This is a genomic window from Kluyvera sp. CRP, assembly GCF_019930565.1.
Lineage (GTDB): Bacteria > Pseudomonadota > Gammaproteobacteria > Enterobacterales > Enterobacteriaceae > Kluyvera > Kluyvera georgiana_A.
This window is the reverse complement of record NZ_CP082841.1, coordinates 516,348-534,483: the sequence shown is the minus strand read 5'-3', so window position 1 is coordinate 534,483 and position 18,136 is coordinate 516,348. Positions and strand designations below refer to the sequence as shown.

The window sequence follows — 18,136 nt, the reverse complement described above, 5'->3', positions numbered from 1 at the left end:
CATGACCACTGAAACCAACCCGGAAATCCTCCGCACCGAGGGGCTCTGCCAGTATTTTCCCGGCGTGAAAGCGCTGGATAACGTCAACTTCAGCCTGCGGCGCGGCGAAATTATGGCGCTGCTCGGCGAAAACGGCGCGGGTAAATCCACGCTGATTAAAGCGTTGACCGGCGTTTATCACGCCAACAGCGGCAGCATCTGGCTGGAAGGGCAGCAAATTCATCCGAAAAATACCGCGCATGCTCAGCAGCTGGGCATTGGCACGGTATATCAGGAAGTGAACCTGCTGCCAAACATGTCGGTGGCGGACAACCTGTTTATTGGCCGCGAGCCCAAACGCTTTGGCTTTATTCAGCGCAAAGAGATGGAAAAACGCGCCACCGCGCTGATGGCTTCCTACGGTTTTTCCCTCGACGTGCGCGAACCGTTAAACCGCTTTTCGGTGGCGATGCAGCAGATCGTCGCCATCTGTCGGGCGATCGATCTCTCTGCCAAAGTGCTGATCCTCGATGAACCGACCGCCAGCCTCGACACCAAAGAGGTGGAGATGCTCTTCACCCTGATGCGCCAGCTACGCGATCGCGGGGTCAGCCTGATTTTTGTCACCCATTTTCTCGATCAGGTGTATGCGGTGAGCGACAGGATCACCGTACTGCGCAACGGCACCTTCGTCGGTTGCCGGGAACCCCGCGAGCTGCCGCAGATTGAACTGGTAAAAATGATGCTGGGTCGTGAGCTGGAGAGCCAGGCGCTGCATCGCGCGGGACGCACGTTACTGAGTGATAAACCGGTGGCTTCCTTTGAAGGCTATGGCAAAAAAGGCACCATCGCCCCGTTCGATCTGCATGTCCGCCCTGGCGAGATCGTCGGCCTGGCGGGGCTGCTGGGATCCGGACGCACCGAGACCGCGGAAGTGATCTTCGGTATTCATCCCGCCGACAGCGGGCAGGCGACGATCAAAGGCAAGCCGCAAACCCTGCGATCGCCGCATCAGGCCTCGTGTCTGGGGATCGGCTTTTGCCCTGAGGATCGTAAAACGGACGGCATTATTGCCGCCGCCTCAGTGCGCGAAAACATTATCCTCGCGCTGCAGGCGCAACGCGGCTGGCTGCGGCCAATTCCGCGCAAAGAACAAAACGAGATTGCCGAGCGCTTCATTCGCCAGCTGGCGATCCGCACCCCCAGCGCCGAGCAGCCGGTGGAGTTTCTCTCCGGCGGCAATCAGCAAAAAGTGCTGCTGTCGCGCTGGCTGCTGACGCGCCCGCAGTTCCTGATCCTCGACGAACCGACGCGTGGGATAGACGTTGGCGCGCACGCGGAGATCATTCGCCTGATCGAAACCTTGTGTGCGGACGGCCTGGCGCTGCTGGTGATCTCGTCTGAACTGGAGGAGCTGGTGGGTTACGCCGATCGAGTGATCATCATGCGCGATCGCCAACAGGTGGCGGAGATCCCGCTCGCTGAGCTCTCTGTTCCCGCCATTATGAACGCGATTGCGGCCTAAGGAGTTAACCGTGATGCCCCGAACTGTCCCCCAAACCGATAAGCCAGCGCGCCGCTTTCGCTGGCCGCCGGGTATGCCGCAAATTGCGGCGTTAATCCTGGTGCTGCTGGTCGATAGCCTGGTGGCGCCGCACTTTTTCCAGATAACCTTACAGGATGGCCGTCTTTTCGGCAGCCCGATTGATATCCTCAACCGCGCGGCGCCGGTAGCGCTGCTGGCGATCGGCATGACGCTGGTGATCGCCACCGGCGGTATCGATCTTTCCGTTGGCGCGGTGATGGCTATCGCCGGCGCCACTGCGGCCTCAATGACCGTGGCCGGGCACAGTCTGCCGGTAGTGCTGATGGCGGCGATCGGATCCGGCGTGCTGGCCGGGCTGTGGAACGGCATCCTGGTCGCGATCCTGAAAATTCAGCCCTTCGTCGCCACGCTGATTTTGATGGTCGCGGGACGCGGCGTGGCGCAACTTATCACCTCCGGGCAGATCGTCACCTTCGACTCGCCGTCGCTGGCGTGGATCGGCAGCGGCAAGTTTCTCTTGTTCCCGACGCCGGTCATTATTGCGCTGGTGACGCTGATTATCTTCTGGCTGCTGACGCGTAAAACCGCGCTCGGTATGTTTATTGAAGCGGTGGGGATCAACATTCGCGCGGCGAAAAACGCCGGGGTGAATACCCGCATCGTGGTGATGCTGGCCTACGTGCTGAGCGGCATCTGTGCGGCGATCGCTGGCACGATCGTGGCGGCGGATATTCGCGGTGCCGACGCCAACAACGCCGGGCTATGGCTGGAGCTGGATGCGATTCTGGCGGTAGTGATCGGCGGCGGTTCGCTGATGGGCGGGCGCTTTAATCTGCTGCTTTCAGTGGTGGGCGCATTGATTATCCAGGGGATGAACACCGGTATTCTGCTCTCCGGCTTCCCGCCGGAGCTGAACCAGGTGGTCAAAGCGGTGGTGGTGATGTGCGTGCTGATCGTCCAGTCACCGCGCTTTATTCAGATACTGAAGAGGATGCGGGGCCATGATAAAACGTAACTTACCGCTGATGATCACCCTGGGGGTGTTTATCCTGGGTTATCTCTACTGTCTGACCCAGTTTCCCGGTTTCGCCTCGACGCGGGTGATTTGCAATATTCTGACTGACAACGCTTTCCTCGGGATTGTCGCGGTAGGCATGACCTTTGTGATCCTCTCCGGTGGTATCGATCTTTCCGTCGGCTCAGTGATCGCCTTCACCGGCGTATTTCTCGCCAAGGCGATCGGCTTTTGGGGATTATCGCCGCTGGTGGCCTTTCCGCTGGTGCTGGTGATGGGCTGCGCCTTCGGCGCGTTTATGGGCTGGTTGATTGACGCGCTGAAGATCCCGGCATTTATCATTACGCTCGCCGGGATGTTTTTCCTGCGCGGCGTGAGCTACCTGGTGTCTGAAGAGTCGATTCCTATCGATCACCCGGTATACGACACCCTTTCCGGACTGGCGTGGACCCTTCCCGGCGGCGGCCGTTTGAGCGCGATGGGGCTGTTAATGCTGCTGGTCGTGGTGTTGGGGATTTTCCTGGCCCACCGTACGCGCTTTGGCAATCAGGTCTATGCCATCGGTGGTAACGCCACCTCGGCTAACCTGATGGGTATTCCGACGCGTAGCACCATCGTGCGCATTTATATGCTGTCGACGGGGCTGGCAACGCTGGCGGGCATTGTGTTCTCCATTTATACCCAGGCTGGCTATGCGCTGGCAGGGGTTGGCGTGGAGCTGGATGCCATCGCCTCGGTGGTGATCGGCGGCACGCTGCTGAGCGGCGGCGTCGGTACGGTGCTGGGCACGCTGTTTGGCGTGGGCATTCAGGGGCTGATTCAGACCTACATCAACTTTGACGGCACGTTGAGCTCGTGGTGGACCAAAATCGCTATCGGCATTCTGCTGTTTATTTTTATTGCTCTCCAACGAGCGCTGACGGTGCTGTGGGAGAACCGGCAGAGTGCGGCTGTCACCCGCGTCGATCTCCCGGTAACAAAGAACTAACATACTGAAACGCTAAAGTTTTTCCGGTAGCAGCCGATACCAGTCATTTACGCCAAACAGTACCCCTGCTACCGGACAAAACTATGATGCTAAAAACGCTCTCTATCCGTACCGGCCTGCTGTCCCTGCTCGCCGTGATGACATTGCTGCTGATTCTGGTCAGCGGTATCGGCATTTATGCTCTCACCCAAAGTTCTGCCTCCCTCCAGCGTATCGACCATCTGCAAAGCGAGCAAATGACGCAGCTGAATGAGGGTTATACGCTGCTGCTGCGTGCGCGTAACGAAGCCGGCCAGGCGATCCGCTTGATGGAAATCGGCATGCTGGACGACGCGGCGAAGGCCGTCAAAACCCTTAACGGCGAAGTGACGCAGGGACAAAAAATTATCGCCAGCGTCAGCCAGTCATCGGTTGACGATGCTGATGGCGCAAAACGGATGGCGGATGTCGCGAAAAGCTATGAGGTCTATAACACTCAGGCGATCAAACCGATGCTGGCGGCGCTCGAGCAGCAGAACGTCGACGGTTATTACGATCTGCTGGAAAAAACGATGATCCCGGTGGCCCGCCAGTTTGATAACGCCATTCACGCCTTCCAGGATTGGGGGGAGTCGCGCGGGCAGATTGAAGTCGCGGCAGTACACAGCACCAAAAATCGCGTATTGGCACTGATGGTGTTGGCCATTGCGCTGACCGCAGGGGTGATAGCGCTGGCCTGGCTGCAACTGCAACATTTGCTGTTGAAACCGTTGGCATCGGCGATTGGTCAGCTTGAGCAGGTGGCGTCCGGGGATTTAACCCCTTCGCCGCTGAAAACCAGCAGCGCCGAAATTAAGCGTCTGAATGTGGCGATTGCCGGGATGCGCGAGTCAATGATGAACTCGGTTATGCGGGTGCGCGACGCCAGCTCACAGATTGATATCGGCAGCCGCGAGCTGACGGCGGGCAATAACCACCTGGCGCAGCGTACGGAGTCGACGGCCACCTCGCTGGAACAAACCGCCGCCAGCATGGAACAGCTGACCGCCACCGTGAAGCAGAACGCCGACAACGCCGAGCAGGCGCACAAGCTGGCGCGCGATGTCTCGGATACCGCCGATCGTGGCAGCGAGATGGTGTGTTATGTGATTGAAAAAATGCAGGATATCTCCGGCAGCGCGAAGCGTATTGCGGACATCCTGAGTGTGATTGATGGCATTGCCTTCCAGACCAATATTCTGGCGCTTAACGCCTCGGTAGAAGCGGCCCGTGCAGGTGAACAGGGGCGCGGATTTGCGGTCGTAGCCGGTGAAGTGCGTAACCTCGCCAGCCGCAGCGCCGATGCGGCGAAAGAGATTCGCCAACTGATTGCCGACTCGCAAACCCACGTCAATGAAGGCAGCGACCTGGCGCAGCAGGCGGGGGAAACCATGGATGAGATCGCCAGCGAAGTGATGCGGATGACCAAGCTGATGCGGGAAATTGCCAGCGCGTCGCAGGAACAGAGCCGCGGCATTGAGCAGGTGAATATTGCGGTGAGCCAGATGGATGAAACCGCACAGCAGAACGCGGCGCTGGTACAGCAGTCTTCGGCGGCAACCCGTTCGCTGGAAGAACAGTCGCAGGCGCTGGTGGCGGCGATGGCGTCGTTCCGGTTGCAGGTGGCGTAACCGGATTACCCCCTCACCCCGGCCCTCACCCCAAAGGGGCGAGGGAGAAAATCGACCGACCCCTCTGCTCATGTGGCGAGGGGGAAAACCGGACGGTCCCCTCTCCCCCATGGGGAGAGGGTTAGGGTGAGGGGGCATCCTCGAGGCGATTACGCGTCCGGGAACTCACGAATAAAGCGCTCAACGTCTTCAACCATATGGTCGTTGCCGACGAAGAATGAACGGCGCTGGTGCAGGCTTTCCGGCACGATATCCAGAATACGCTCTTTACCATCGCTGGCCTTGCCGCCGGCCTGCTCCGCGAGGAACGCCATCGGGTTGCACTCATACAGCAGACGCAGCTTCCCTTCCGGGTGGCTGGCGGTGCTTGGGTACAGGTAGATGCCGCCTTTCAGCAGGTTGCGGTGGAAATCAGCCACCAGAGAACCGATGTAGCGTGAAGTGTACGGGCGCTGCGTGGACTTATCTTCTTCCTGGCAGAACTTGATGTACTTCTTCACCCCGTTCGGGAATTTGATGTAGTTACCTTCGTTGATCGAGTAAGTGCTGCCGCGCTGCGGGAAGCGCATGCGCTCCTGACACAGGCAGAACACGCCCAGCGACGGGTCGTAGGTAAAGGCATGCACGCCACAGCCGGTGGTGTACACCAGCATGGTGGAAGAACCGTAAACCACATAACCGGCGGCTACCTGACGGTTACCCGGTTGCAGGAAGTCTTCCTCGGTCACCGGCGTACCCACTGGGGTAACGCGGCGATAGATGGAGAAAATGGTACCGACAGAGACGTTAACGTCGATATTAGATGAGCCATCCAGCGGGTCCATCAGGACCACGTATTTCGCGTGCTCGCAGCCGTCGAAGACGACGATTTCGTCTTCCTCTTCGGAGGCGATACCGGCGACGATGTCACGTGCACGCAGCGCAGCTTTCAGTTTCTCGTTCGCGAACAGATCGAGCTTTTGTTGTACTTCTCCCTGTACGTTTTCAGCGCCGCTGGCACCCAGGATATCGACCAGACCGGCCTTATTGATATCGCGGTGGATGATCTTAGCACCTAACTTTATTGCCGACAGCAAAGCAGTGAGCTCACCGGTTGCGTGGGAGAACTCGTGCTGCTTCTCGACAATAAATTCACCTAACGTTTTCATAACACTTTCCCTGACAGTGGATGTTGAGTAAAACGGCTGCAACAATACTAACAAAGAATAAAAAAAAATACGCACAGGTGAATCGCGCCAGCAAACTACGGAATATCCTGAAATGCATTTCTCTGCCGGCAAACATATGAGTAAAATGCGGGGCAGATAAAAAAAGGATAGTGACGTATGCGCATTCATATTTTGGGTATTTGTGGCACTTTCATGGGCGGTCTGGCAATGCTGGCTCGTTCGCTGGGTCACGAAGTCACGGGTTCGGATGCCAATGTGTATCCCCCGATGAGCACGCTGCTTGAAAAGCAAGGCATTGATTTAATTCAGGGCTATGACGCCAGCCAGCTTGATCCGCAGCCAGACCTGGTCATCATCGGCAACGCCATGACGCGCGGTAACCCGTGCGTGGAAGCGGTGCTGGAGAAGAACATTCCGTATATGTCCGGCCCGCAGTGGCTGCACGATTTCGTGCTGCGCGACCGTTGGGTTGTGGCGGTTGCCGGTACCCACGGTAAAACCACCACCGCTGGTATGGCGACCTGGATCCTCGAAGAGTGCGGCTACAAGCCGGGCTTCGTCATTGGCGGCGTGCCGGGTAACTTCGAGGTTTCCGCGCGCTTGGGCGACAGCCCGTTCTTCGTGATTGAAGCCGATGAATACGACTGCGCCTTCTTCGATAAGCGTTCCAAATTCGTGCATTACTGCCCGCGCACCCTGATCCTCAACAACCTTGAGTTCGATCACGCGGACATCTTCGACGATCTGAAAGCTATCCAGAAACAGTTCCACCACCTGGTGCGCATCGTGCCGGGTCAGGGCCGTATCATCCTGCCGGAGAACGACGCAAACCTGAAGCAGGTGATGGCGATGGGCTGCTGGAGCGAGCAGGAGCTGGTGGGTGAGCAGGGCCACTGGCAGGCGAAAAAGCTGAACACCGACGCCTCCGAGTGGGAAGTGCTGCTCGACGGTGAAAAGGTCGGTGAAGTGAAGTGGGGCCTGGTGGGCGAACACAACATGCACAACGGCCTGATGGCAATTGCCGCCGCGCGTCATGTCGGCGTGACGCCTGCTGACGCCGCCAATGCGCTGGGCAGCTTTATCAACGCCCGTCGCCGCCTGGAACTGCGCGGTGAAGCCAACGGCGTGTGTGTTTACGATGACTTCGCGCATCACCCGACCGCGATTCTTGCCACGCTGCAAGCGCTGCGCGGCAAAGTGGGCGGTACCGCGAAGATTATCGCCGTGCTGGAACCGCGCTCGAACACCATGAAAATGGGCGTCTGCAAAGACGACCTCGCGCCGTCTCTGGGCCGTGCGGATGAAGTGTTCCTGCTTCAGCCACAGCATATTCCATGGCAGGTGGCGGAAGTGGCGGAAGCCTGCGTGCAGCCAGCCCACTGGAGCGCCGACGTTGACGCGCTGGCGGATATGATCGTCAAAAGCGCCGAGCCGGGCGACCATATTCTGGTGATGAGCAACGGCGGGTTTGGCGGTATTCATCAGAAGCTGCTGGAAAGGCTGGAAAAGAAAGCTCAGCACTAAACGGCTGAGCTGGGCCCCTCACCCTAACCCTCTCCCCACAGGGGAGAGGGGACCGAACGAGCAGCGAGCACGATTGGTTTTCTCCCTCGCCCCTTGGGGAGAGGGCCGGGGTGAGGGGGCTCGCTCAATACAACACTCTCCCTCGGTACCCAAACATGCTCACCGCCAAAAAAATCACGACCACCGACTCCCCCTTATTCCCTCCGCTCGATGCCCTCTATACCCACGCCTTTCCGTGGCACGAACAGCGCGAACTCCAAGCCAAACAGCGCGCACTCCACGACCCGCACTACGCGCTGGAAGCGTGGTTCGACGGTGAGCTATTCATCGGGATGAGCGGGACATGGGCATTTGACGGCTATATCTACATTGAACATCTGGCCGTTGACAGCAGCCTGCGCTCACAGGGCTACGGTAAGCGCCTGCTGGGGCAGATTCTTAAGCGCGCGCCGACAACGATTCTGGAAATCGACCCGCTGACCACCGAGATTGCCCACAAACGTCTGCGTTTTTATGAGGGGATGGGGTTCTTCGCTAACCCGTGGCCGCATACGCACCCGACCTATCACGCCGGTATCGCCGATCACGCATTAATTGTGCTGAGCTATCCGCAGCCGATTGACGAGGCGCAGTACCAGCGTTTCAACGATGATTTACGTCGGGTGGTGATGGCATAAAAAAATACCCTCACGAAGAGGGCATTTTACGGAAGCTTATTCCTGGTTTTCAGACAGCTCGCGCAGATACTGGAAGATCTGGCGGGAAGATTTCGGCGGCTTGTTGCCGGCTTTTTCTTTCCTGGCGTTACGCACCAGCGAACGCAGCTGTTGGCGATCGGCGGCAGGCCACAGGTTCATCACTTCTTCGATGGCTTCATCGCTACCGTCGACCATACGATCGCGCAGTTGCTCCAGCTTGTGGAACACAACCACCTGCTGGTTGTGACGATTTTTCAGCTTATCCAGCGCCTGGCGGTAAGGTTCAACGTCACGCTGACGCAGCATTTTACCAATCAGTTGCAGCTGGCGGCGGCGGCCTTCCATCTTAATGCGCTGCGCCAGTTCAATGGCGGCACGCAGGTCGGCGTCCAGCGGGATTTTATCCAGCGCGTTCTTACCGAGCTCAACCAGTTCTACCCCAAGCTTTTTCAGCTCTTCGGCATCACGTTTAATTTCACTCTTGCTGACCCAGATAATTTCATCATCTTCGTCCTCGATATCATCACCGGGGACTTCGTCGAGCCAGTCTTCGGGCTGCTTTGTCATTTCAGGCTCCTTAAAAAAGAGGCTAATACTAACAGCTTGAGCGCATACTGAGAAAGGGTTCTCTGTTAGACTTCATTTAACTTTACCTCAGATTATGGCTTAGACGATGAAAGTGATCACACAAGTTGCGGAACAACGTATTGCGCTGGAAAAAGCGGTCTCCACGGCACTCGAGCTGGCAGCCGCTCAATCGGACGGCGCGGAAGTCGCGGTCAGTAAGACCACCGGTATCAGCGTCAGCACGCGCTACGGTGAAGTTGAAAACGTCGAATTCAACAGCGATGGCGCGCTGGGCATCACCGTTTATCACCAGAATCGTAAAGGCAGCGCCTCCTCTACAGACCTGAGCCCGGACGCCATCGCCCGTACCGTACAGGCGGCGCTGGATATTGCCCGCTACACCTCGCCGGACCCGTGCGCGGGCGTGGCGGACAAAGAACTGCTGGCCTTTGATGCGCCGGATCTTGACCTGTTCCACCCGGCGGAAGTCTCACCGGATGAAGCGATTGAACTGGCGGCCCGCGCTGAGCAGGCTTCCCTGAACGTCGACAAACGTATCACCAACACCGAAGGCGGCAGCTTCAACAGCCATTACGGCATTAAAGTGTTCGGCAACAGCCACGGTATGTTGCAGAGCTACAGCTCAACCCGTCATTCCCTTTCCAGCTGCGTGATTGCCGAAGCGAACGGCGACATGGAGCGTGATTACGCTTACACCATTGGCCGCGCGCTGGGCGACCTGAAGTCTCCGGAATGGGTCGGCGAAGAGTGCGCGCGTCGTACCCTGTCGCGCCTGGAACCGCGAAAACTCTCCACCATGCAGGCGCCGGTCATTTTCGCTAATGAAGTGGCGACCGGGCTGTTCGGTCACCTGGTCGGCGCGATTGCCGGTGGCTCGGTGTACCGTAAATCGACCTTCCTGCTGGACTCGCTGGGCAAGCAAATTCTGCCGGAATGGCTGACCATTGAAGAGCATCCGCATCTGCTGAAAGGGCTGGCTTCGACACCGTTCGACAGTGAAGGCGTGCGTACCGAACGTCGCGACATTATTAAAGACGGTATCCTGACCCAGTGGCTGCTGACCAACTACTCCGCGCGCAAGCTGGGCCTCAAGAGCACCGGTCACGCGGGCGGCATCCACAACTGGCGCATCAAGGGCCGCGGCCTGAGTTTTGAAAAGTTGCTTAAAGAGATGGGCACGGGTCTTGTCGTCACCGAACTGATGGGGCAGGGTGTTAGCGGCATCACCGGCGACTACTCGCGCGGTGCCTCAGGTTTCTGGGTGGAGAACGGTGAAATTCAGTATCCGGTGAGCGAAATCACCATCGCGGGCAACCTGAAAGATATGTGGCGCAATATTGTCACCATCGCCGACGATATTGAGACACGGAGTAATATCCAATGTGGTTCCGTACTGTTGCCGGAGATGAAAATCGCCGGGCAGTAATCACGTGTTGGGCGCATCCTGCTGCGCCCGTTCGCTTAAATAATAAAAAGGAAGTGAGCAATGCGTAAAAAACTGGTAGCGATGCTGGCGGTCTCCGCGCTGGCACTGGGTTCGGCTTCAGCGTTCGCCGACCTGGGTGAAGATATGGACACCCTGGCGGAAAATCTGCAGGTGGTGCAGAAAACCTCCGATGCGGGTGAGCTGAAAGCGGCGCTGACGAAGATGCGCACCGCGGCAGAAGACGCCAAAAAAGAGACCCCGCCGAAGCTGGAAGGCAAAGCGGCTGACAGCGCGGAAATGAAAGACTATCGTCATGGCATGGATACGCTGATTGGTCAGATTGACGGTGCGCTGAAGCTGGCGAACGAGGGCAAAGTGAAAGAGGCCCAGGCCGCTGCGGAAGAGTTCAAAACCACCCGCAACGAGAACCACAAGAAGTTCCGCTAACGCCTTTTCCGGAAGGTATCGCCCGATGCCTTCCGTCTTTCTCCCCCGTAAAACTTCATCGATATCACACTTTTCACCTTCATTTTGCCATTCGTCTTTCCAATGACCTTGTCCCTCAGACGTGACATTCATCACGCGAATATATCGAAATCGTTATTTTCGTGGCGAATGTGTGAATCCGATCACTCAGGCCGTCTACCTTTCCACTTCGAAGTGGAAAACAACTCGCTACAAACTCCCATCCCCCGGCGTTAGGTTTATCCCCAGAGACATTAGCGGGGTAACACGAGTGAATAACGGAGCGGTAATACACGACGCAGGGGAGCAGGCGCTACAGACCGAACGGCTGGCCGACAAAATGTTGCAGCAGGTGTTCGCACTGTTACGCCGCCGCGATATCACCCCTAACGACGTGCAGGAGCAAATGCTGACCTCCCACGTGCGGGCCATGGCCCACCGGTCAATCAGCGGCGAGCCGCTACCGGAAGTGGATGCCAGCCTGTTTGAAGAGATTTCTGACGATTCAATGATGCTTGCCCGCGAAGTGGTCGCGGCGTTTGGCAACCTGCCTGATGAAGAGGCCTGGCTGCTTTCCGTTCACTTCGAAGTAGCAAAAGACAACCTGTAAGGAGCAACAAATGGAACAGATCACCGTAGTAATTGGCGACCGCCTGGGTAAAGGACAAAAAGTTGCCGCTGGCGCGGAAAAAGCCGGTGCTCGTGCAGTGGTGGTACCGGGCGTGGCCGCCGATATGAAGCTGGGCGACATGATGAAGGCCGAGAACGCGACCTTCGGTATCTCCTTCTGCGGCAGCGGTGGTGCGGGGGCTATCACCGCCCAGACCAAATATGGCTACAAGGCGAAATACGGCATGCGTTCGGTGGAAGAGGGCGTGACTGCCATCAACGAGGGCTGCAACGTGCTGGGCTTCGGCTTTATGGACAAAGAAGAGCTGGGCGAACGCCTGGTAGAGGCCTGGAAGAAGAAGTACGGCGCTTGAGTATGAAAGAGCAATTCACCACCACGGTGAGGGTCACGGGCAAAGGCGAGAGCAAAACACGGGCGTTCGCCGATGCCCTGAACCACGTGCAGGCTGCGGTGATGAAAACATCATCGCATATCTTACTGCGTATTGAGCCACAGGATGTGCAGGTTGTTCATGCGCGCGAAGCGGTACGAAAAGAGGCGTTCTTATTCTTCTTTTTACGCCGTGAACGACGAGCGTACAGCGTGGAGCTGGACGTTACCGTCAACGTGACCGCCATTGATATCGATAAAGTGGATTTCGTCACGCAAACCTGATTTTTACCAAAGGGTCAGACTATGTTCCTGATAATTTTAATAAAATCGCTCATCATCGGCGGCCTGGTTGGCGTCGGCGTGGGCGCCGGAGCGGCACGCATGTTTCACGCGCCCACCACGCAGGGGATGGGGGCGTTTCGTACCTTGGGCGAGCTGAACTCCTGTGAAGGCGATCCGGCTTCCCACTTCTCGTTTGGCCTCGGTTTCTTCTTTAACGCCTGGGCTTCTTCCGTTGCAGCAGGCTCCTTCACCCAGGACGTTGACCACCGCATTATCCCGAACTGGGGCGCGGCGGCGTTGATGATCAAAAACCGCAACGTCGGTGAGACGCTGCATGACCCACGCAAAATGGCGATTGCCTGCGGCATCATCGGCATGATTGTCGTGGCCTTCCTTAACCTGACGGCCTCTTCCGTTCCGCAGGCGTTGCAGGTCACCGCCGTGAAGGTGCTGGTTCCGGCGGCCAACCTGCTGGTCAACACCGTGATGCCAGTTATTTTCTGGCTGGCGGCGATTGATGCCGGTAAGAAATCAGGCTTCTGGGCCACCATCTTCGGCGGCGCGGCGCAGCTGATTATGGGTAACGCCGTACCGGGTCTGGTGCTGGGCATTCTGATTGGTAAGGGCGTTGAAGAGAGCGGCTGGCATCGCGTCACCAAAGTGATGATGGGCGCCATCGTTGCGCTGTTCGTCCTGAGCGCCTTCTTCCGCGGTTTCGACATGAAGATGATTGAATCCTTCCACCTGACCGTACCGAACTGGCTGGATCTGATCCACAGCTCAATCAGCGGCAAATAACGGGAGCCTGACATGGAACAAAATAAAGGTTTTTGGTATGCCGACTGGTCGTTCCCGATCTTCGTTGGCCTGCTCTCCTCCGGCGTGTTCGCCGGGACGCATATGTACTACCTCTACGGCATCGGCGCCTTCAACGAAGTGGCCTTCGTGGCGATGCTGAAAGCCGGGATTGATACCGGGGCTTACGGCGCGGTGGCCGCGTTCGGCGCGAGCTTCCTGTTTGCCCGAATCATTGAAGGTTCGCTGGTGGGGATTCTGGACATTGGCGGGGCGATTCAGACCGGCGTGGGCCTCGGCGTTCCGGCGCTGCTGCTCGGCGCGGGCATCATGTTCCCGGTGACCAACTTTATCGCCTCCCTGATTACCGGGCTGGTGATTGGTCTGGCGATTGGCTACATCATCATTCTGGCGCGTAAATTCACCATCAACCAGAGCGATTCCACCTATGGGGCCGACGTGATGATGGGCGCGGGTAACGCCTCCGGCCGCTTCCTTGGCCCGTTGATTATCCTCAGCGCGATGACCGCCTCGATTCCCATCGGCATCGGTTCTCTGGTTGGCGCACTGCTGTTTTACATCTGGCAGAAGCCGATCACCGGCGGCGCGATCCTGGGGGCGATGATCCTCGGTTCCATCTTCCCGGTAGCGATTAGCTAAACCCTGCGGGCGCGCGGCGCCCGCCTTAACAGGAGAGAGATATGTTTGATTTACTCCTGCGCCGTGCGCGCCTCGTCGACGATACCCTGACTGATATCGCCATCAAGGACGGTTCAATCGTGGCGCTGGGCGAGATTAGCGCGCCTGCCCATAAAACCATTGCGCTGGACGGGAAATACTACGCCAGCGCCGGCTGGATTGACTCCCACGTCCACTGCTACCCGAACTCACCGATTTATCACGACGAACCGGACAGCGTCGGCATCGCTACCGGCGTCACCACCGTGATTGATGCAGGCAGTACCGGCGCGGATGACGTGGACGATTTCTACCAGTTGACCCGCAAAGCTGCGACCGACGTCTATGCACTGCTCAACATCTCCCGCGTGGGGCTGATTGCCCAAAACGAACTGGCCAATATGGCCAATATCGATGCGGAAGCGGTGAAGCAGGCGGTGGCGCGCCACCCGGACTTTATCGTCGGCTTGAAAGCGCGCATGAGCAGCAGCGTGGTCGGCGAAAACGGCATTACGCCGCTGGAGCGCGCTAAAGCCATCCAGCAAGAAAACGGCGACCTGCCGCTGATGGTGCACATTGGCAACAACCCGCCGAACCTCGATGAAATCGCCGAACTGCTGAGCGCTGGCGACATCATCACCCACTGCTACAACGGCAAACCGAACCGCATTCTCACCCCGCAAGGGGAGTTGCGGGGCTCTATCGTGCGTGCGCTGAAGCGCGGTGTACGGCTCGATGTCGGTCACGGCACCGCCAGCTTCAGCTTTGAGGTGGCGCGCCGGGCGATTGCGATGGGTATTCTGCCGCACACCATCAGTTCTGATATCTACTGCCGCAACCGTATCGACGGCCCGGTACGCTCGCTGGCGCTGGTGATGTCGAAATTTCTCGCCATCGGTATGTCGCTGCCGCAGGTGATTGATTGCGTGACCTGTCATGCCGCCGAGGGTTTACGCCTGACGCACAAAGGACGACTGGCCGTCGGTTACGACGCGGATATCACGCTGTTTACCCTCGCGCAGACGCCAACGGTGCTGGTGGATGCCGAAAAAGAGAGCCTTCAGGCTGACAAGATTCTGCTGCCGCTTGCTGCGATTCGCGCGGGCAAGGGCTATTTGACCGAACAAGGGAGCGCGGAAAATGCCTTCAATTTTTGAAAAATACGATTTAAAGCAAGTGATTAACACCTCCGGCCGCATGACCGCACTCGGCGTCTCTACGCCGCGCCCGGAAGTGGTGGAAGCCGCGATGGCGGGCATGAACCAGTACTTTGAGATGAAAGATCTGGTGAATAAAACCGGTGCCTATATTGCGAAGCTGCTGGATGTTGAAGGGGCGACCGTGGTGTCCTGCGCGTCCGCCGGTATTGCGCAATCCGTGGCGGCGGTGCTGGTGAAAGACAGCGACTGGCTGCTGGAAAACCTGCATGTCACCCCGATTGAGAACAACGAAATCGTGCTGCCGAAAGGCCACAACGTCAACTTCGGCGCGCCGGTCGGCACCATGGTGGCGCTGGGCGGCGGCAAGCTGGTGGAAGCGGGTTATGCCAACGAATGTTCTGCCGACCAGCTGGCGGCGGCGATTACCCCGCGTACGGCGGCCATTCTGTATATCAAATCTCACCACTGCGTGCAGAAAAGCATGCTTAACGTGGCGCAGGCCGCCAGCGTGGCGCGTAGCCATAACCTGCCGCTGATCGTTGATGCGGCGGCGGAAGAGGATCTGCATGCCTACTATCGTGCGGGGGCGGATCTGGTTATCTACAGCGGGGCGAAGGCGATCGAAGGGCCAACCAGCGGTCTGGTGATTGGTAAAACCCAATACGTCGAGTGGGTGAAGCGCCAGTCGATGGGCATTGGACGTGCCATGAAGGTCGGTAAAGAAGGCATTCTGGGCCTGACCTGCGCCATTGAGCACTATCTGACGGCGACCAAAGAGAGCGGTGAAGAGATGGTGGAGAAGATGACACCGTTCATTAACCAGCTCAATACGCTTAACGGCGTCACCGCGCGTGTGGTGTGGGATAGCGCGGGCCGCGATATCGCCCGTGCGGAAATTAAATTTGATGAAGCGGCGACCGGCGTGAATACCGGTGAGCTGGTGCAGGCGCTGAAGCAGGGCGAATACGCCATCTACTTCCGTGGCTATAAGGCCAATGAAGGCATTATCGAAGCCGATGTCCGCAGCGTGGATGCGCAGCAGTTAGCGATTGTTGCTCGCCGTATTGCAGAAGTTCTGAACAAGGAGAATCACGCATGAAACTGACCCCAAACTTTTACCGTGACCGCGTCTGCCTGAACGTGCTGGCCGGTAGCAAAGATAACGCCAGCGAGATTTATGAAGCGGCGGAAGGTCATGTGCTGGTGGGCGTGCTCTCCAAAAACTATCCGGACATCGCCAGCGCGGTGGCCGATATGCGCGAATACGCAAAGCGGATTGATAACGCGCTCTCCGTCGGGCTGGGCGCGGGCGACCCAAACCAGTCGGCGATGGTCAGTGAAATCTCCCGTCAGGTGCAGCCGCAGCACGTTAACCAGGTCTTCACCGGCGTGGCGACCAGCCGCGCGCTGTTAGGGCAGAACGAGACCGTGGTCAACGGCCTGGTCTCCCCAACCGGCACCGTCGGCATGGTTAAGATCTCCACCGGCCCGCTGTCCAGCAACGCGCCGGACGGTATCGTGCCGCTGGAAACCGCGATTGCCCTGCTGAAAGACATGGGCGGCAGCTCGATTAAGTACTTCCCGATGGGCGGCCTGAAGCACCGTGATGAGTTTATTGCGGTGGCGCAAGCCTGCGCGCGCCATGATTTCTGGCTGGAACCGACCGGCGGGATCGATCTGGAAAACTACGGCGAGATCCTGAAAATTGCGCTGGATGCGGGGGTAAGCAAAATTATCCCGCATATTTACAGCTCAATCATTGATAAAGACAGCGGCAATACGCGTCCGGCGGACGTGCGTCGGCTGCTGGAGATGACCAAACAGCTTGTTAAGTAGTGCCGATAGCCCCTCACCCCGACCCTCTCCCCACAGGGGAGAGGGAGAAAACCGACCGTGCCTTTGGCGCCTATCGTGCATAAAAGTATCGAACGGTCCCCTCGCCCCTTTGGGGAGAGGGTTAGGGTGAGGGGAATAACCCACCGAACCATCAAGGAGTCACCATGCCAACCGCTCGTCATCTGCTTGTTGCTTCACTCTCTTTGCTTGCTACCACGGTTACCGCCCAAACCCAGTATGCCTGGGTCGGCACCTACAATCCAAATGGCGAAGGTCTATACCGTTTTACGCTGGATGGTAAGACTGGCGCGCTACACGATAAAGCGCTGGTGAGTTCCCTGCCCAACGTCGCGCAGCTTACCGTCAGCCCTGATGGTAAGACGCTGTATGCCGCCAGTGAGGTGGAAAAAGGCGTGGTGCAGGCGTGGAGCATCGCCGCGAACGGCGAGCTTAAAAGTCTGAATCAGGTGGCCTCCGGCGGCGCGGGGCCGGTCTATCTCTCCTTGACGCCGGATGGTCGTCATCTTCTGGTCGCCAACTACGTGAGCGGGTCGATCGCGGTGCTGCCGGTGAAAGAGGACGGTAGTTTGGGCGAGGCGGTAGATGTGCATCAGGATCAGGGCCCGGCTGGCGCGGCGCGCCCGGCAGCCGCAGCGGAGGGGAGTTTTGCCATCAGCGATCATAACGGCCCGCACGCGCACATGGTTGCCAGCGATCCGAGCGGTCAGTTTGTGTATTCCACCGATTTGGGGCTGGACCGCATCTACCAGTACCGTATGGACCGCGCCAGCGGCAAGCTGACGCCGAACGATCCGCCGTTTATCGCCGCATCTTCGGCAGGGGCCGGGCCGCGACATTTTGTCTTTACGCCAGCAGGTGATGGGCTATGGTTGATTAATGAAGAATCCTCCACGCTGACCTTTTATCACCTCGATAAACAAAGCGGCCAGCTGCGCGAAGGCAAGACGGTTTCAGCGTTGCCAAAAGAGTACAAAGGCACCAGCTTTGCCGCAGGTCTGGTGTTAAGCCAGGACGGCAAGCAGCTGTATGTCGCCAATCGCCTCCACAACAGCATCGCTCACTTCACCGTGATGGCCGACGGCAGCCTGTCGCACCAGGAAGATATCTGGACGCGTGGCGACTATCCACGAACGCTAACGCTTGATAAGCAAGGACATTGGCTATATGTCATGAATCAGCGTAGCGATAATATTACTCGCTTTAGCGTGGCGCCGAAGGACGGCAAGCTGACGTTTTCACCGGACTATACGCCGGTTGGCAGCCCGTCTCAGATGGTGATTTCCACGCAACCTTAAGCCGTAACATGAAGGAACC

General features: G+C 58.1%; 19 protein-coding genes. 17 read left to right on the top strand and 2 right to left on the bottom strand.

The window, feature by feature from the left end:
- Position 1: 1 nt before the first annotated feature.
- The 4 genes from ytfR (at position 2) to K7B04_RS02440 (ending at position 5,177) form a co-directional block, all read left to right on the top strand.
- The gene (gene ytfR, locus K7B04_RS02455) at positions 2-1,504 is read left to right on the top strand and encodes a galactofuranose ABC transporter, ATP-binding protein YtfR (protein ID WP_163445814.1); all 1,503 of its coding nucleotides are present in this window, start codon (positions 2-4) and stop codon (positions 1,502-1,504) included.
- Between the two features lie 10 nt (positions 1,505-1,514).
- Complete coding sequence (gene ytfT / locus K7B04_RS02450; RefSeq protein WP_223803433.1) at positions 1,515-2,540, top strand: galactofuranose ABC transporter, ATP-binding protein YtfT; 1,026 nt, start codon at positions 1,515-1,517, stop codon at positions 2,538-2,540.
- On the top strand, positions 2,527-3,528 hold the full coding sequence (yjfF, locus tag K7B04_RS02445) for a galactofuranose ABC transporter, permease protein YjfF (protein WP_163445812.1): 1,002 nt from the start codon (positions 2,527-2,529) through the stop codon (positions 3,526-3,528). Before ytfT ends, yjfF begins: the two co-directional genes overlap by 14 nt.
- Positions 3,529-3,614: 86 nt before the next feature.
- A complete protein-coding gene (locus K7B04_RS02440) occupies positions 3,615-5,177 on the top strand; it encodes a methyl-accepting chemotaxis protein (protein ID WP_163445871.1) in 1,563 nt (520 codons plus the stop codon).
- 149 nt (positions 5,178-5,326) lie between these two features.
- On the opposite strand, the gene fbp is transcribed toward K7B04_RS02440, so the two are convergent.
- Positions 5,327-6,325 (bottom strand): class 1 fructose-bisphosphatase, encoded by a 999-nt coding sequence (fbp, locus tag K7B04_RS02435; RefSeq protein ID WP_064546953.1) that lies wholly within the window; start codon positions 6,323-6,325, stop codon positions 5,327-5,329.
- Between the two features lie 177 nt (positions 6,326-6,502).
- Between fbp and mpl the strand changes: the two genes are divergently transcribed.
- Positions 6,503-7,870 carry a UDP-N-acetylmuramate:L-alanyl-gamma-D-glutamyl-meso-diaminopimelate ligase gene (gene mpl / locus K7B04_RS02430; protein ID WP_167577029.1) on the top strand — a complete coding sequence of 456 codons (1,368 nt, stop codon included), beginning with the start codon at positions 6,503-6,505 and terminating at the stop codon, positions 7,868-7,870.
- A gap of 155 nt (positions 7,871-8,025) precedes the next feature.
- On the top strand, positions 8,026-8,547 hold the full coding sequence (locus K7B04_RS02425; protein ID WP_223803432.1) for a GNAT family N-acetyltransferase: 522 nt from the start codon (positions 8,026-8,028) through the stop codon (positions 8,545-8,547).
- Positions 8,548-8,583: 36 nt separating this feature from the next.
- Here the strand turns inward: K7B04_RS02425 and yjgA are convergent, their stop codons facing one another.
- Positions 8,584-9,135: a ribosome biogenesis factor YjgA gene (gene yjgA, locus K7B04_RS02420; protein WP_064546960.1), complete on the bottom strand. Its 552-nt coding sequence runs from the start codon at positions 9,133-9,135 to the stop codon at positions 8,584-8,586.
- A gap of 106 nt (positions 9,136-9,241) precedes the next feature.
- On the opposite strand from yjgA, the gene pmbA reads away from it, so the two are divergent.
- The 11 genes from pmbA to K7B04_RS02365 all read left to right on the top strand — a co-directional run bounded on the left by pmbA (position 9,242) and on the right by K7B04_RS02365 (position 18,117).
- On the top strand, positions 9,242-10,582 hold the full coding sequence (gene pmbA, locus K7B04_RS02415; protein WP_163445809.1) for a metalloprotease PmbA: 1,341 nt from the start codon (positions 9,242-9,244) through the stop codon (positions 10,580-10,582).
- A 60-nt stretch (positions 10,583-10,642) separates the two neighbouring features.
- Positions 10,643-11,029 (top strand): cytochrome b562, encoded by a 387-nt coding sequence (cybC, locus tag K7B04_RS02410; protein WP_223803431.1) that lies wholly within the window; start codon positions 10,643-10,645, stop codon positions 11,027-11,029.
- Positions 11,030-11,318: 289 nt separating this feature from the next.
- Positions 11,319-11,657 carry a glycine dehydrogenase gene (locus tag K7B04_RS02405; RefSeq protein WP_077248635.1) on the top strand — a complete coding sequence of 113 codons (339 nt, stop codon included), beginning with the start codon at positions 11,319-11,321 and terminating at the stop codon, positions 11,655-11,657.
- A gap of 10 nt (positions 11,658-11,667) precedes the next feature.
- A complete protein-coding gene (locus K7B04_RS02400) occupies positions 11,668-12,030 on the top strand; it encodes an SFCGS family glycine-rich protein (protein WP_004206501.1) in 363 nt (120 codons plus the stop codon).
- Positions 12,031-12,032: 2 nt separating this feature from the next.
- Positions 12,033-12,332 (top strand): DUF4312 family protein, encoded by a 300-nt coding sequence (locus tag K7B04_RS02395; protein ID WP_163445807.1) that lies wholly within the window; start codon positions 12,033-12,035, stop codon positions 12,330-12,332.
- 21 nt (positions 12,333-12,353) lie between these two features.
- A complete protein-coding gene (locus K7B04_RS02390; RefSeq protein ID WP_065358445.1) occupies positions 12,354-13,130 on the top strand; it encodes a DUF4311 domain-containing protein in 777 nt (258 codons plus the stop codon).
- Positions 13,131-13,142: 12 nt separating this feature from the next.
- Positions 13,143-13,787 (top strand): DUF4310 family protein, encoded by a 645-nt coding sequence (locus tag K7B04_RS02385; protein ID WP_065358444.1) that lies wholly within the window; start codon positions 13,143-13,145, stop codon positions 13,785-13,787.
- A 41-nt stretch (positions 13,788-13,828) separates the two neighbouring features.
- Positions 13,829-14,962: an amidohydrolase/deacetylase family metallohydrolase gene (locus K7B04_RS02380; RefSeq protein ID WP_223803430.1), complete on the top strand. Its 1,134-nt coding sequence runs from the start codon at positions 13,829-13,831 to the stop codon at positions 14,960-14,962.
- Positions 14,946-16,064 carry a DgaE family pyridoxal phosphate-dependent ammonia lyase gene (locus K7B04_RS02375; RefSeq protein ID WP_223803429.1) on the top strand — a complete coding sequence of 373 codons (1,119 nt, stop codon included), beginning with the start codon at positions 14,946-14,948 and terminating at the stop codon, positions 16,062-16,064. The genes K7B04_RS02380 and K7B04_RS02375 overlap by 17 nt, the downstream gene beginning before the upstream one ends.
- On the top strand, positions 16,061-16,801 hold the full coding sequence (locus tag K7B04_RS02370) for a KDGP aldolase family protein (RefSeq protein ID WP_163445804.1): 741 nt from the start codon (positions 16,061-16,063) through the stop codon (positions 16,799-16,801). The genes K7B04_RS02375 and K7B04_RS02370 overlap by 4 nt, the downstream gene beginning before the upstream one ends.
- Before the next feature lie 164 nt (positions 16,802-16,965).
- On the top strand, positions 16,966-18,117 hold the full coding sequence (locus K7B04_RS02365; protein WP_167577022.1) for a lactonase family protein: 1,152 nt from the start codon (positions 16,966-16,968) through the stop codon (positions 18,115-18,117).
- The last annotated feature ends 19 nt before the right edge of the window (positions 18,118-18,136 follow it).